Annotated in this window: 13 protein-coding genes and 1 riboswitch; of the genes, 7 read left to right on the top strand and 6 right to left on the bottom strand. The window is 66.9% G+C overall.

Annotated elements, in window-relative coordinates:
* Nucleotides 1–67: 67 nt before the first annotated feature.
* From IEY49_RS09880 to mnmE, 4 genes are all read right to left on the bottom strand, one after another.
* Nucleotides 68–1,351, bottom strand: a complete 1,284-nt coding sequence (locus tag IEY49_RS09880) for a hypothetical protein (protein WP_189007591.1) — start codon at nt 1,349–1,351, stop codon at nt 68–70.
* On the bottom strand, nt 1,348–1,974 hold the full coding sequence (locus IEY49_RS09875) for an ABC transporter ATP-binding protein (protein ID WP_189007588.1): 627 nt from the start codon (nt 1,972–1,974) through the stop codon (nt 1,348–1,350). Before IEY49_RS09875 ends, IEY49_RS09880 begins: the two co-directional genes overlap by 4 nt.
* A 314-nt stretch (nt 1,975–2,288) precedes the next feature.
* Complete coding sequence (locus IEY49_RS09870; protein WP_189007572.1) at nt 2,289–3,014, bottom strand: hypothetical protein; 726 nt, start codon at nt 3,012–3,014, stop codon at nt 2,289–2,291.
* 1 nt (nt 3,015) lies between these two features.
* A riboswitch (cyclic di-GMP riboswitch) is annotated at nt 3,016–3,100 on the bottom strand.
* Nucleotides 3,101–3,411: 311 nt separating this feature from the next.
* Complete coding sequence (gene mnmE / locus IEY49_RS09865) at nt 3,412–4,731, bottom strand: tRNA uridine-5-carboxymethylaminomethyl(34) synthesis GTPase MnmE (protein WP_189007567.1); 1,320 nt, start codon at nt 4,729–4,731, stop codon at nt 3,412–3,414.
* 130 nt (nt 4,732–4,861) lie between these two features.
* On the opposite strand from mnmE, the gene IEY49_RS09860 reads away from it, so the two are divergent.
* The gene (locus IEY49_RS09860) at nt 4,862–5,617 is read left to right on the top strand and encodes a substrate-binding periplasmic protein (protein ID WP_229780726.1); all 756 of its coding nucleotides are present in this window, start codon (nt 4,862–4,864) and stop codon (nt 5,615–5,617) included.
* A gap of 444 nt (nt 5,618–6,061) precedes the next feature.
* Here IEY49_RS09860 and IEY49_RS09855 read toward each other — a convergent pair whose 3' ends face one another.
* A complete protein-coding gene (locus tag IEY49_RS09855; RefSeq protein ID WP_189007941.1) occupies nt 6,062–6,643 on the bottom strand; it encodes a DUF4258 domain-containing protein in 582 nt (193 codons plus the stop codon).
* A gap of 351 nt (nt 6,644–6,994) precedes the next feature.
* Between IEY49_RS09855 and IEY49_RS09850 the strand changes: the two genes are divergently transcribed.
* Together IEY49_RS09850 and IEY49_RS09845 are read left to right on the top strand one after the other, a co-directional pair.
* Nucleotides 6,995–7,864 (top strand): GNAT family N-acetyltransferase, encoded by an 870-nt coding sequence (locus tag IEY49_RS09850; RefSeq protein ID WP_189007564.1) that lies wholly within the window; start codon nt 6,995–6,997, stop codon nt 7,862–7,864.
* Between the two features lie 68 nt (nt 7,865–7,932).
* On the top strand, nt 7,933–8,232 hold the full coding sequence (locus tag IEY49_RS09845) for a hypothetical protein (protein WP_189007561.1): 300 nt from the start codon (nt 7,933–7,935) through the stop codon (nt 8,230–8,232).
* A 129-nt stretch (nt 8,233–8,361) separates the two neighbouring features.
* Here IEY49_RS09845 and IEY49_RS09840 read toward each other — a convergent pair whose 3' ends face one another.
* Nucleotides 8,362–8,979, bottom strand: a complete 618-nt coding sequence (locus IEY49_RS09840) for a DUF305 domain-containing protein (RefSeq protein ID WP_189007558.1) — start codon at nt 8,977–8,979, stop codon at nt 8,362–8,364.
* Nucleotides 8,980–9,056: 77 nt separating this feature from the next.
* Here IEY49_RS09840 and IEY49_RS09835 point away from each other — a divergent pair, with 77 nt between their 5' ends.
* From IEY49_RS09835 to IEY49_RS09820, 4 genes are all read left to right on the top strand, one after another.
* Nucleotides 9,057–9,827, top strand: a complete 771-nt coding sequence (locus tag IEY49_RS09835) for a YdcF family protein (RefSeq protein ID WP_189007938.1) — start codon at nt 9,057–9,059, stop codon at nt 9,825–9,827.
* Between the two features lie 43 nt (nt 9,828–9,870).
* Nucleotides 9,871–11,259: a methylenetetrahydrofolate--tRNA-(uracil(54)-C(5))-methyltransferase (FADH(2)-oxidizing) TrmFO gene (trmFO, locus tag IEY49_RS09830; protein ID WP_189007555.1), complete on the top strand. Its 1,389-nt coding sequence runs from the start codon at nt 9,871–9,873 to the stop codon at nt 11,257–11,259.
* A 64-nt stretch (nt 11,260–11,323) separates the two neighbouring features.
* Entirely contained in the window at nt 11,324–12,622 is a 1,299-nt protein-coding gene (gene murD, locus IEY49_RS09825) for a UDP-N-acetylmuramoyl-L-alanine--D-glutamate ligase (RefSeq protein ID WP_189007552.1), read from the top strand.
* Complete coding sequence (locus tag IEY49_RS09820) at nt 12,619–13,743, top strand: FtsW/RodA/SpoVE family cell cycle protein (protein WP_189007549.1); 1,125 nt, start codon at nt 12,619–12,621, stop codon at nt 13,741–13,743. Before murD ends, IEY49_RS09820 begins: the two co-directional genes overlap by 4 nt.
* Nucleotides 13,744–13,972 lie beyond the last annotated feature (229 nt).

The following is a 13,972-nucleotide window of genomic DNA, read 5'->3' as shown; positions in this document are numbered from 1 at the left end:
GGAGGGGACAGGGAGAGGCGGCCGCCTCTCCCTGTTTTGCTGTGGGGTTTTGAGCTGTCTCCCGTCTTCAGCCTGCGCGGCTCAGCAAAGGAAGTCCGCCGGCCAGCGCGACGGCCAGCGGCGCCCAGGCGGTGGCGCCCAGATGGACGCACAGCACGGCCGCCAGGACCGGCAGCAGGGCCGCCCCGAACCGCAGCTCTCCTTGCGGTGTGCCGGTATGACCTGACCGCTGCAGCCAGGCCAGGGTGTTCAGGGCGGCCCAGGGCATCAGGGCTGTGGCTGCTCCCAGGGCCACGGGCAGCCCCAGGACTATCCCGACCAGTGCGCCCGGCAACGCCAGCAGGCCCAGCATTACGCCGGCTGGTGCTGTCCTGACCAGTGGCCTGAGGTGGCCGGGCAGGGGCAGCGCCAGTGGCACGGCCGGCGGCAGCAGCGGCAGGAGCAGACTCAGCAGGACCGCCAGGGGAACGGGCATGGCGGGAGCCCAGGTCAGGGCCAGGGCGCCGCCGCCGAGCAGCAGGGCCGGCCAGAGGAGCGCCGGACGGCGCCCCAGATGCAGGGTGCCGCGCCACCACATGGCAGCGAATGGACCATGACCGCGCAGAATGGGGGTCCAGCGTCTGGGCCAGGGCTCACCATCGGGCGTCACATCAACTGGCGGCAGGTTCAGTCGCCGGGCGCCCTGCCGGATGGCCTCGACCTGCAGTCGCCGGATGGCCTGCGGAGGAAGATCCCTCAGCCAAAGCTGCTGCCACAGGAGCGCCAGGACCAGAGCTGTTCCCGTCACCAGCAGCGGCAGCATCGTGGGGGCCCAGATGGACAGCAAAGGCAGCGCAAGACTGCCCACCGCACCCTGCAGGGTGCCCCGGCGGCCAGCCAGGCGGGCGTCATGAGCGACAGCACGCAGCAGAAGGTGAGCCACGGCCACCATGGGCAGGGCCAGCGCGAGTGGCGCCCAGTTTGGCAACCATGCGGCCAGTAGTCCTCCTGCAGCAAGCCCCAGGATCGCCTGGACAGCCAGCTGTGGCAGCAGTGCTCCACACAGCACCACCCAACCCGGGACCGGAGCACGCAGCAGCGCCACGCCTGCACCCTGTACTCCTACCGGTGGCCGGCGCGTGAGCAGCGCCGGGAGCAGGAGGCTCACCACGCCGGCCCCTACCCGGCCGGCCGGGTAGGGCAGGGCCACCTGGAAGATCTGCCATACACTCACCAGCGCCACAGCCGCGCAGGCAGCAAGAAACAGCACCATCGGCCAGATATCCGGGTGGGTCCATGAAATCCAGGCTCGGATCAGCGCTCGCTTCCAGGTCAGTCGGTGAAGGGCCCAGACCACAGACGAAGGCGTCACGAGATCTCAGGCAGCAGGGACAGGTCCAGCCTGCGTGGATCCAGACCCTCCAGTTCGTCGCCGTGGGTCACGACAATTACGGCTCCACCCTGGGCGACGTGACGACCTATGGCCCGACGCAGCGCTTCTCTGGAAGCCGCGTCCAGAGTTCCGAACGGTTCGTCGAGCAGGGTCAGCCCGCAGCGCAGCCCCAGCGCCGCAGCCAGGGCGACCTTCTGCCGGGTTCCACGTGACAGGCTGGTCGGCCAGTCTTCCAGCCAGTCGTTCAGACCGAACTGCTGGGCGTGACTCAGCAGCGGTCGAGCCGGCTGGCTCCAGGCTGCGGCCAGGAACTCTAGCCATTCACGGACGGTCAGGTCACCCGGCAGTTCGGGATCGGTGGGCACAAAAGCGGTGTGCCGGCGGGCCTGGACGCTTCCTGGTCTGGAGCCCGCGATCCGGATCTGCCCCTGGTACGGCTGGTCACCGGCCAGAGCACGCAGTAACGTGGTTTTCCCTGCACCATTGGACCCGCGCAGATGCAGCAGGTCTCCAGTGTTGAGTTGTAAGGATGGCAGCTGAACAGATACGCGGCGGCCAGGTGATATCTGCAGATTCTGCACGTCCAGCAGGGGAGCGAGCACGGAAGAGCGGAGTTCGGGCGCCGAACAGACGAGGGGTTCGGTGAATACAGAACCGGGGCGGGGCATAATCCCGGTACGTCCGCCGACGCCGGCCGGTTGCCTGTGGCGTTCTTTGCCCGCCCAGCCATAGCGGAAGACGGCGCCAATCATTTTCCCCGCTTTCTACCGGACACTTTGCCGAGTCTCTTTCGCCGCTATGGTCTCCTGCAAAGTTCAGGCACGACCGATCGGTACAGTGGGGTTTGAATGCGAACAGGCCACAGGGGGCGCTCGCACGTGCGAAGTGTGCGGGCGCCCCCTGTGGCCTGGTGGGATCAGCGGCGGCCGGGCGTCACGGGGGGCTGTGCGGGCGCTGGCACAGATGGCGCCTGTACCTGGGCCGGCTGCGCTGGGGTCTGAGCCGGCTGTGTGGAGACTTGGGCCGGCTGCGTGGAGACCTGGGCGTTGCCCGCGCCGGCGGCAGCAGCGGCCACACCTGTTTCCGAGTTGGTCGCGCCAGTGGCGGCGCTGGGGTTGGTCAGGCCGTTCTGGGCAGCACCGGCACCCGTCGTGCTGGGTTTGCCGGCGGTATCAGGAGCAGTGGCAGCAGGCTTAGCGGTACTGGCAGCAGGCTTGCTGGCGGCGCTGCTGGCCTTTGCCGCGTTCTGACGAGCTGCAGCTGCGCGGGCGGCGGCGGCGTCGCGGTTAACCGCGGCGATCAGGGGAAGAGTGACTTTTGGTCCGTTCGTGCCCTGGTAGCTGACAAACAGGGTTCCGCTGGCGGTGGCGCGGGTGGCCAGCGTGTAGGTGACGCTGCCTGCCTTCACGGTGGTGGCGTCGGCCAGAGTAAAGCCTTTCACGAGGCTCAGCGTGCCGTCGGCACTGATGGTGGCGACCGTCTGACCTGCTGCGTTCAGCAGGGTGATCTTGACACCGCTGGCGGCCAGCTGCTTGAGGCTGCTGGCAAAGGTGCTATCGGGAAGGGTGGGGGCCGCGCTCTGGGCGCTGGCAGCACCGAGAACGAGGGCCAGCAGGGCGGACAACAGATGGGTCTTCTTCATGGGTTCTCCTGGTCGGTCTCACCACTGGCTCGCTGCACGTCAGGTGACCGGATAGAACGTGCAGGTCAATGCCTGTCAGGAGGGGCGGAAGGATGAAACGACGCCCTGACGACTTCATTTTAGGCTCATAGACCTGAATTTTGGCCCCCTGGACAGGGGCAGAGCCGCCCTGGCCCGGCAGTGACGGTCAAGCTGGGTTCGCCTGTCTGCTCCTCATGTCTGGAGCAGGTGTCAAACAGCTGGCGTCTGTTCGACCCACCGAAGCGAGGAGCTGTTGATGAGCAGAACGCGCAATCGGGTCACCGAGAGGTGCTTTTCCAGATGCCGTCATCCGGAGAAGCGCTCAGCGGTCTGCCAGCCGTGACGATCGCCCGAAGACAGGCAAAGTCTCTCGGGCCTACTTGCCCACGCAGAAGTTGCGGAAGACGGCGTCGACGACGTCCTCTTGCACGTCGCGTCCGGTCAGGTCCGACAGGGCACGCAGCGCTTCTTCCAGTTCCCAGCTCGCCAGGTCGTCGGGCAGGTGACGGGCCGCCTGCACATGGGCCAGGGCGCGGCGCGCGGCGTCCGCCTGACGTTCGGTGGTCAGCCAGGCTTCGCCGCGCGCTGCGTCTCCCATCAGCGCCGCATGGATGGCGTCCCGAAGCTGGGGCAGCCCCTCACCGGTCACGGCACTCACGCGCAGGGCCGCAGCGTCGCTCCAGGCAGCGTCCAGGTCAGCCTTGGTCTGCACACGGATCATGCGGGCGCCTTCAGGCAGGTCGGTGGGCAATGCTTCGCGGGGCTGCTGGCCGTCCTCAAGCACCAGGACCAGATCCGCAGCCCCCGCCAGCGCCACGGCCTGTTTCACTCCGGCGGCTTCCACCTGATCCGTGGTGTGACGGATGCCGGCAGTGTCCACCAGCGTGACCGGCACGCCGGCCAGTTCCACGCCAGCTTCCAGATAGTCGCGTGTGGTACCAGGGATGGGCGTGACAATGCTGCGTTCATATCCCAGCAGGGCATTGAGCAGGCTGCTTTTCCCGGCGTTGGGCCGGCCGATCAGGGCCAGCCGGGCGCCCCGCGTCGCCACCTGACCGGCGCGGGCACTCTGGACCAGCTCACTCAGGTCGTGCTCGGCCGCCTGAAGGGGCGCCTCCCGGTCCTCCTCGGGCACGCCTTCCTCCGGGTAGTCCAGCATGGCCTGCAGGGCGGCCAGCGTGCGGGTGATGTTGCCCCCGATCCGAGCGATTCGCGATCCCAGTGCGCCAGACAGCCCCAGGCTGGCCTGCCGGCGCGCGGCGTCGGTCTGCGCTTCGACCAGACCCAGCACTGCCTCGGCCTGCGCCAGATCTAGACGCCCCGAGAGGTAGGCCCGCAGCGTAAATTCACCGGGTCGGGCCGGCCGCGCACCCAGTTCCAGTACCCGGGACAGCACCCGCCCCAGCACCGCCGGGCTGCCGTGGGCCTGCAACTCGGCCACATCCTCACCGGTATAGCTGTGGGGGCCACGGAAGACCAGACACAGGCCCTCGTCCAGCACCTCACCATCGGCCGCGATCAGCTGACCGAAGAGAAACCGGCCGCCCGGGGTCCGCGTGGGCTTGCGTTTCCCTGCAAACATCCCGTCGGCCACGGTCAGGGCCTGCGGACCACTGACCCGCACGATGCCCACCCCAGCGCTGCCCGGAGCGGTGGCAATGGCGGCAATAGTGTCGGTCAGTCCGGATCGGGTCACCGCCGCAGGGTAGCAGGCCAAGGCGCACCCGACGGATGTGAGGTTTTGTACAAATGCCGTCGCTTCTGTGAGGCGCGCGTGAGGCAACTTTGTGATAATTCAAACAGATTCTGTTCGACCGGAGGTTCCTGTGAAACGAACTGCTGTTCTGTCGCTTCTGTCTGCTGCCCTGCTGGGCGGCCACAGCGAAGCCCGCACCCTCGCTGAGATTCGAAACAGCGGCACCCTGCGTATTGCCACCAGCGCTGACTTCGCTCCCTACAGCTTTATGCAGGCCGGCATGTTCACCGGCTTCGACATAGATCTGGGCAATGAGCTGGCTCTGCGTATGGGCCTGCACGTCGAGTGGGTGACCCTGCCCTATGACGGCCTGTTGGGGAAGCTCAATACCGGTGACGAGGTGGATGTGGTCTTCGCCACGACCAGCACCACCCAGAACCAGAGCGTGCTGACCTCGGCCGCGTACGGCTGCACCAACACCGTGCTGCTGACCCGCAGGGGCGGTCCTACGTCGCAGAAAGCGCTCTCCGGTAAGACCCTGGGTGCTGAGGAGGGGCGTCCCTACCTGACTTACCTTAAGAAAATGCCTTTCCAGAAAATTGTGCAGGTCTACCCCAGCTCTACCGATGCCATCCTGGCGGCGGCCACGGGACGGGTGGCGGCCGTGGCCACCGACCAGTACACCGCGCTCAGCGCGATGAAAACCTATCCCAAGGCCAATCTGGTCATCGGGCAGACCCTCGCCCGCGAGCAGCTGGTGCTGGCAGTGGGCCGCAAAAACACCGCCCTGCGTGATGCCATCAACACGACGCTGAAAAGCATGCAGCGCGAGGGCAGCATCAACGCCCTGGGCCAGTCCTACTTTGGCAAGAAAATCGGCTGCTGAAACCAGGCTCTGATCCGGCAGCACGGGACTTTTGATGCCAGCCACACACCGACCAGCTTTGCGGAGGCCAGCGCACAAACCTGAAAGCGCTGGCCTGCCCGCACCCTGAGGTTTGTGCGTCTTCGAGGGTCAGGGCTGAAAGTAGGGGTGCGTTGCAGATGGAAATGAAGGGGCTGGAGTTCATTCCAGCCTCCTTTGCTAAGACGTATACGGATCACCAACAGGCGACGTATGAAGCCGCTCTGCTGGAAGCCTGCGCGGCGCTTCCTGTCGTGGCTGATCTGTTAAGCGACGAGGACGGGCGGCCATTCGTCAGGTCTCACTCATCCCCATGTTCAGGGGAACGCAGGCTATGAAGCCGGCTGCCTGTGCCACCGCAGCCACGCTGGCCCAACCGTGCATCCTCCTGAGTCCAGCCGCAGTTTGATACTCATGTGCCCCGGTTCAGGCGCTTTTCTTCCACTTGCCCTTGCTGCGGTATCCCACCCTGTTGCCGGCCTGGGCGGTGCGCACGCGAATGCGTTCGTCGTCGTAGCGCAGCATCACGGCCAGGCGCGCGCGGCTGATGATGTGGTAGGGGTGCTTGGGCACGAAGGCGGTCACGATGTCCACATGCCCGTCGCGGTAGTGCTGCACCACCACATGCAGGGGAAGCGACACCCCGCAGGCCTCAAAGGCTCCGCAGACCAGCCAACGCCGGTCGTCGGGGTAGACCGCGCGCACCCGGCCGGACAGCAGCACATTCATGATGTCGTGTTCCAGAAAGCCCTCGGCGCGCGCGTGACCGATGGCATGCGGGCAGACGTGGTACCGCCCGTCGTACACGGCGTCACGCAGCCGGGCATGGGCGCGTGACAGGCTGAAATCATCGGTGGCAATTCCTGCCAGTTCTACTTCCCGCTGGGGATTGATCGGAGTCGGACGTGCCGGACGAGGCGCCGGGGGCGGTGTGGGGGCCCGCCTGGCGGCTTTCTCGGCGCGGGAGAGCTGGGCGCGCAGGGCAAGCAGATCGGTTCCGGCCTGCAGCGACGTCTGCAGTGAAGCAGGTCGCGGCTCGGCCGGTGCCGACGAGCCCCGGCGTGTTTTGCTGGACGGTTTGGTCACGGCGAAAGCACCTCCCGGAAAAGTCCTCCGCCCGGCTGCTCCTGTCCTTTTGAAGGCTGCTGCGCGGCCCCAAAATAGAAAAGGCCCCTCAAACACGCGGTGGTGTTCGTGGGGAGGCGGCTGACGTACCCTGATTCAGGGCATGCGGGGAGAATAGCACGCCAGCACCTGCACGCGGCGTGACGCGGGAGGCAGACACAGAGGGAGCAGCCCTCCTACCCTGAGGGCACACCGGTTACCGCCTCATTTCTTGCTTTCGCTGGAGGTTCACCCATGATCCGTCCGATGCAGGCCACCGACACCCCAGACGTTCTCGCGCTCCTGAACTGGATGGATGACGCCCCGGAACGCGAGGTGTTCGCCCCGGACTCCCGCGACGCCCGCGAACTGCAACTTGAATGCGAGGACAACACCTGTTTCGTGCTCGACGGCAACGAAGGGGTGGTCGCCTACTGCGCCATCGGCCAGTTTCGTGACGGCATGGTGCTTGAAGGCCCAGTTAGTGAACCGGGAACGTCAGGTGCCCTGGCGCCTCTGATCACCCGCGCCATTGAGGAGGCCGAGGGCCTGCCCGTGTATGCCTTCTGCGCCCGCGACAACCTGCCAGTGCGTGACGCGCTTGAACAGGCCGGCCTGAGCCCGCTGCATACCACTGACTTTTACTCTGCGCCGCTGCCCAAACTGACCTCCAGGGCCCGGGTGCCCGATGGGCACTCCCTGGCGCGCCGCCTGCCTATCGCGGAATACCGCGCGCTGTACCGGGATTCTGAAGACGCCTGGGCTGGCCGGTTGGACTGGGGCCCCGAGCAGTATGATGCCCACTTCGCGCGGGACGACGTGCGGCTGGTGGTGTTGCGCCGCGAGGACCGGACCGTCGGCTTTGCAGAGCTCGAACTGCACCCCGACGACGCACGGGCTGACCTGACCTATCTGGCGGTTCACCCGGCCGAGCGTGGTCAGGGCTACGGGCGGGCGCTGCTGGCCCTGGCCGCGGCAGAAGCCGAGACGCATCCGGAAATCCGGAACCTGCGGGTGCGCGCCCATGACCACATGCGCGCCGCACGTGCGCTGTACGCCCATGCGGGCATGACCCACTGCCGCTCGGTGATGAGTTACCTCAAGGAAGGCGACGAGGAAGCCTGACAGGCGGCTGCTCAGGCGCCCCGTATGAGGCACAGTTGACCGGCAGCGGGCACGCTACCGTCCCCCACATGGGCAAGAAAGACCGCCATACGCCCCGCACCGCCTTCGTGACGCTGCGTGACCTGCCGGGCACCCGCGTGATGTTCTGGCTGGTCGGTGACTGTCCTTACTGCGGGGCTCAGCACCTTCACCCGGCCGGGAACCTGCGCAGTGCTGACCCTGCTGATACCCTGGGCGAACATCCGGCTTCCTGTGACCCGCAGCGGCGCTATGTGCTGACGCTGCCTCCGCGCCCGGCACGTAAACGGGGCAAGGAGGCCCGGCGCAAGGAGCGCCGCTCCGGGCGGATCTCGGATCTGGACGAGTAGGACCGCCGGGCGTTCAGGCCACCTTGGTTGGTTTGTCGAAAAGGTGGCCTCTTTCTAACCAGGCGCAGCGGACAGGGAATCGAACCATCGGGAGTCTGCCTTCCCGGCGGCAGAGTTCGGAGAACTGCTCTAGTGCTGATGCCCGGCAGGGGCCTCATCCCCAGCAGTCTCCGGCAGGGGTTGGGCGCCACGGGCGCGCAGAAGGTCAGTCATGACCTTGATCTCGGCGGCCTGGGTCGCCTGAATCTGTCGGGCCAGGGCCTGGACCTCCGGGCGCACGCCGCCTTTCAGGGCAGGTTCGACCATGGCCAGGGCCCCGTCGTGGTGCCGGATCATCAGTTTCAGGAAATGCCTGTCGGCCTGCGCGGGGGGCAGCGTGTCCAGCGCGGCCACCTCGGCTGGGGTGGCCATGCCCATTGTCCGGGCGTGTTCCGCGCTCATGCCAGGTCCACCCCAGGGCCGGCCCCACAGGGTCAGCCAGCCCCGCATCTGCCCGATCTGTTCTTGCTGTGACAGCAGAATGTCCAGCGCCAGCGTTCGCACGGTCCGGTCGTCGCTGCGCTCGCGCACGCGCAGGGACAGGTCCACGGCCTGAGTGTGGTGCTGAATCATCTCACGCACAAACCGGACCTCGGTGCTGGCCTCGCCCGGCCTACGCAGCTGAAGACCGTAGACCAGGGCGGCCCCGATCACGGCCAGCATCAGCACAAGAGGGACGAGAACTCTGGAGCGGGCAAGGCGAAGCATCCCCGGCAGTGTATGGGCTTTCTATACTGCCCGGCGTGTCCGGGACATCACGCATCACACCCACAAAGCTGCGCCCACTGCTGCAGGGGGCTGCTCTGGGCTGTGCCCTGGCCACCCTGGCGGCGTTTCTGGGCGAGGTGCGTATGCCTGCGCCGCTGGTCCTGCTGCTGATCATTGCCGGTGCGGTGGCGGCGTGGTTTCCGCTGACCTGGCGCGTGATGCAGGTCGGCTGTGTCCTGCTGGCTGGGGTGCTGGCCCTGTGCCTGCTCACTCCGGTCCTGCGCGCACCCCTCAGGGCCCTGATCCTGGCCGAGTCGCCTGTGCCGGCAGACGCGATCGTGGTCCTGGGCGGCGGGGTGCAGTGTGGCACACGCACCCAGGCACCTGGCAGCGCGGCTCGACTGATGCGTGGCCTGGAACTGTGGCGCGCCGGATACGCGAAGGTTGTCACCGTATCTGAGCCCTCGGGCCTGATCGGGCCGGCGGATTGCCCCCGGCTCAGCGCCCTGCAGCGTGACCAGATCACGGCGCTGTACCCTCGCGGCGGTCCGGAGGTCCTGACGTTGCTCCGCGTGACCACCACCCGTGACGAGGCGGCGCGCGTGCGGCGGCTGGCGGAGGCACGCAGCTGGGAGCGGGTCCTGCTCGTGACCTCGCCCAGCCATTCGCGCCGCGCTGCGGGGCTGTTCCGGTCCTATGGCCTGAACGTGGCCAGCGTGCCGGCAAGCGAACCCCTGTTCGATACCACCCTGCCGCTGCCCAGTGACCGCCTTTACGCCCTGCGGGTGCTGCTGTACGAGGGCCTTTCGCGTGTCAAGGCCCGGCTGGGAGGCACGCCGGAGCGCTGAGACCACAAACCCGGGTTCAGCCTTCCCCTACACTGACCCTCTGATGAGTGGGACGGACGCAGCTATTACGGTAATCGGAGCGGGCCTGGCAGGCTCGGAGGCGGCGCTGGCCGCCGCGAGATTGGGCGTCCGCGTCCGCCTGCACGAAATGCGTCCCCAGCGCATGACCCCGGCACACCGCAGCGCCAACTTTGCAGAGCTGGTGTGCAGCAATTCACTGGGAGGCGAGGGGGAGAAGCAGAGCAAGGGCCTGCTCCAGGCTGAACTGCGCAGCGTGGGCGGCGCGGTGGTCACAGCTGCCGATGCCTCGCGCCTCCCGGCGGGCAACGCACTCGCCGTGGAACGTGACGAGTTCAGCGCCCGGGTGACCCGCACCATCCGCGAACACCCCCTGATCGAGGTCATCGAAGGCGAGGTCGAGGCGGTCCCCGAAGGCATCACCGTCATCGCCTCGGGACCTTTGACCTCCGACGTCCTAGCGGCCGATGTCGCGCGGCTGACCGGCAGTGACCGCCTCAGCTTCTATGACGCCGCTGCACCTGTAATTGACGCCTCGACCATCAACATGGACATCGCCTGGCGTGCCGGGCGCTACGACCAGACTGCCGATTACCTCAACTGCCCCTTCACCAAAGAGGAGTATCTGGCGTTTTTCGAGGCGCTGGAACAGGCCCGCGCGCACACCCCGCACGACTGGGAGAAGCTGGAGTTCTTCGAGGGATGCATGCCCATCGAGGAAATCGCCCGCCGGGGCGTGGACACGCCGCGCTTCGGGCCCATGTCGCCCAAGGGCCTGGACAACCCCCGCACCGGGCGCTGGCCCTACGCGGTCGCCCAGCTGCGCCAGGAAGACCGTGAAGGCCGCCTGTGGTCCCTGGTCGGCTTCCAGACCGGCCTGAAGTGGGGGGATCAGAAGGCGGTCGTGGGGCTGATTCCGGGGCTGGAGAACGCCGAGATCGTCCGCTACGGCGTGATGCACCGCAACACCTACCTCAATGCCCCGGAAGTCCTGAACGCCACCCTGCAACTTCGCGCGGACCCCACCAAGCTGGTCGCCGGCGTGCTGGCCGGCACCGAGGGCTACCTGGAAAGCGCGGGAACCGGCTGGCTGGCCGGCACCAATGCGGCCCGCCTGGCGCTGGGCCTGTCACCGCTGACCCCACCGGCCGAGAGCATGCTGGGCGGCCTGACCCGTTACCTGGCCAGCGCCAACCCGAAGGGGTTCCAGCCCATGAACGTCAACTGGGCCCTGGTGCCGGAATTGCCCGTGCCGGAAGGCAAACGCAAATGGGGCAAGCACGAAAAACGGCCCATTCTGTTCCGGCGTGGCCTGGAGGCGTTCATGATCTGGGCACGCGACGAGGCCGGGTTGCAGATCACTCCGCCTGCGCTGCCTGTACCCGAGCCCGAAGCCGTCACCTGCGCCCGCTGACAGCGCCTGCCTGAGGCCCTCTGACACTCAGCCGCGCGGGCCGGCAATCCCTTATGGTGTGCGTGTGAACGCAGCGGGTGGGGTATTGATCTACGGTCTGGGCCGCAGTGGGCGGGGGGTCATGCGTTTCCTGGCACGCGAAGGGGGCATGGCCGAGTGGGTGGACGCGCGCCCGACCCCCGAGGATGAGGCTCTGGCCGCCGAACTGGGCTTCGGGCGTGGCGACGTCGGCCGCACCTACCAGACGGTCGTGGCTGCCCCCGGCGTACCCATCGACCACCCGGACCTTCTGGCGCTGCAGTCCCGGGGCGCAGAGGTGATCGGTGAAGTCGTGCTGGCGGCGCGGGCCCGTCCACAGCTGCCGATGGTGGGCATCACCGGAACTGCCGGAAAGGGCAGCACCACCGTCCTGATTGCCCAGCTGCTGCGCGAATGCGGGCTGAATGCCCAGGAGGGCGGCAACATCGATCCGCCCCTGCTGGACGTGGTGGATCAGGCCGAGGTGGCCGTGGTCGAGCTGTCCAGCTTTCAGCTGGAGCGGGTGCCTGGGCTGCGTCTGCCGGTGGCGGTAATCACCAACCTGGGTGTGGATCACCTGGACCGCCACCGGACCATCGAGGCCTATCACGCTGCAAAACGCCATATCACGGCCGGGCAGGAACCTGGAGATGTGCTGGTGCTGCCAGCCGGGCTGGACCTGCCCACCCGCGCGCAGGTCCGTACCTTTAGTGCCACTCGGCTGACTCTCCGCGGTGGTACCGAGGTGCTGCCCGCCGCTGAGCTGCCCGAAGGAGTTCATCCGGCCAATGCGGCTGCTGCCCTGCTGGCCACCGAGGCCCTGCTGGAGCACCTGGGCCGCCAGGTGGATATAGGGATGCTGGCTCAGGGGCTGTGCCGTGCCCGTCCGGTGGGTGGCCGATTCGAGACCGTGGCCCGCCTGGGGGAGGTCCGTTTTATCGAAGACAGCATCGCGACGCGGACGCTGGCGGTCCAGGCGGCGCTGGAGCGTGCCCAGCCACCGATTGCCTGGCTGGTGGGGGGACGCGACAAGGGTGCGGAGCTGGAGCCTCTGCGGAACGCTGCGGCTGGCCGGGTGACCCGGGTGATCGCCTTTGGGGAAGACGGCGAGGCGCTGGCCCGTGGTCTGGGCCTGCCCTATGACCGGGTAGAAGGCAGAGACGGCGACGAGGTGATGCTCAACGCGGCGCGGGCTGGCTTGCAGGCTCTGGACGGTGAAGGCACGGTGCTGCTGGCTCCGATCGGCACCAGCTTCGACCTGTTCCGCGACTACAAAGCACGAGGTGAGAGTTTCGCCCGCGCGGCGCGCAGGCTGGCACAGCAGACTCCTGAGGTCACAGCGTGAGCATTCAGCTGGTGCTGGCGCAGCTGATCCTGCTGGCCCTGGGCCTGCTGGCCGTATCCACGGTCCGACCTGACCTGATTGTCGATCACGGTGTCAAGGCGCTGCTGGGCCTGATGCTCACGTTTGCGGTGGCCCGGCTGAGGCCCCGCACCTTTCTGAAAATGGCGACGCCGGTCTGGCTCGTCACGCTGGTCCTGCTGGCGCTGGTACTCGTTATCGGGGTGGGGACCGAGACCAGCAGCGGCACGAAAAGGTGGCTGGACTTCGGCCCGGTGCGCTTCCAGCCCAGTGAGCTGGCCAAGCTGGGACTGGTGCTGCAGCTGGCGTCTTTCTTCTCGCGGCGTGGCGTAGAGCACAAGCTGATCAGTGCCACCGGAATGATCATCATGACCACACTGCTGGTCATTCTGGAATCTGATCTGGGCACCAGCGTCCTGACCTTCGGCCTGGGGATCATCCTGATGTACGCCGCCGGGGTCCGGATCAGCAACATCGCGGGCTTCATGCTGGCGCTGGGGCTGGTCTCCATTCCGTTTGTCGGGGTCTACCTCAACAAGAATCAGTACATCCGCGAACGCATCGCCGGTCACCAGAACCGCGACACCGAACTGAGCGTGGGGCTCGACCAGATCGGATTCGCGCACCGCGACCTCAGCAACGGCGGCCTGTGGGGACTGGGTCCGGACGGTCCGCGCTACTGGTACTTTGCGGCCCACACCGACATGATCGTGGCCAGCGTGGGCTTTACCAGCGGCCTGCTGGGCGTGGGCATGCTGCTGTTCGCCTACTGGCTGATCGTCTCGACGGCCCTGCAGGTCAGTCAGCTGGCGGCCCGCGTGCGGCCCATGACCCCGGAAATTCACGGGGCCAGCACCATGGCGACCGGTGCCATGTTCATGATCGTGGGGCAGGCCTTCGTAAACCTGGCGGTGGCGGCCGGTATGTTTCCCGTAACTGGCGTGCCTTTACCGCTGGTCAGCTATGGGTTTTCCAGCCTGCTGACCATGAGTCTGGCGCTGGCGGTTATTCATAGCGCCATGCGCGAGGTCCGTGCCCACCTGCCGGCCGAGCACCCCGACGAGCTGCCTATTGGCAATGCTGCACCGGCTGGCAGCGACTGAAGTCCCTCCGGAGTACTCGCTGGCAATAGGTGACGAGGGGTCCAAGATTTTCTGGGCACCCATTCCATGCCTCAGAGTCGAGCAGGCTCCCGGTTCCTTTTATGGATACCGGGAGCCTCTTCATTGTCGGATTTAGCCACGGCTGGAGATGCTCGGCAATTCAGTGTGCACTGATCACTTATCAGCGAGCGAGGGGAGGACTTCGCCCGCCGGTTGTCGCCAGTTCTAC

The sequence above is a fragment of the Deinococcus malanensis genome, from assembly GCF_014647655.1.
GTDB lineage: Bacteria > Deinococcota > Deinococci > Deinococcales > Deinococcaceae > Deinococcus > Deinococcus malanensis.
The sequence above is the reverse complement of the archived record's forward strand: the minus strand, read 5'-3'. Positions and strand labels throughout refer to the sequence as shown.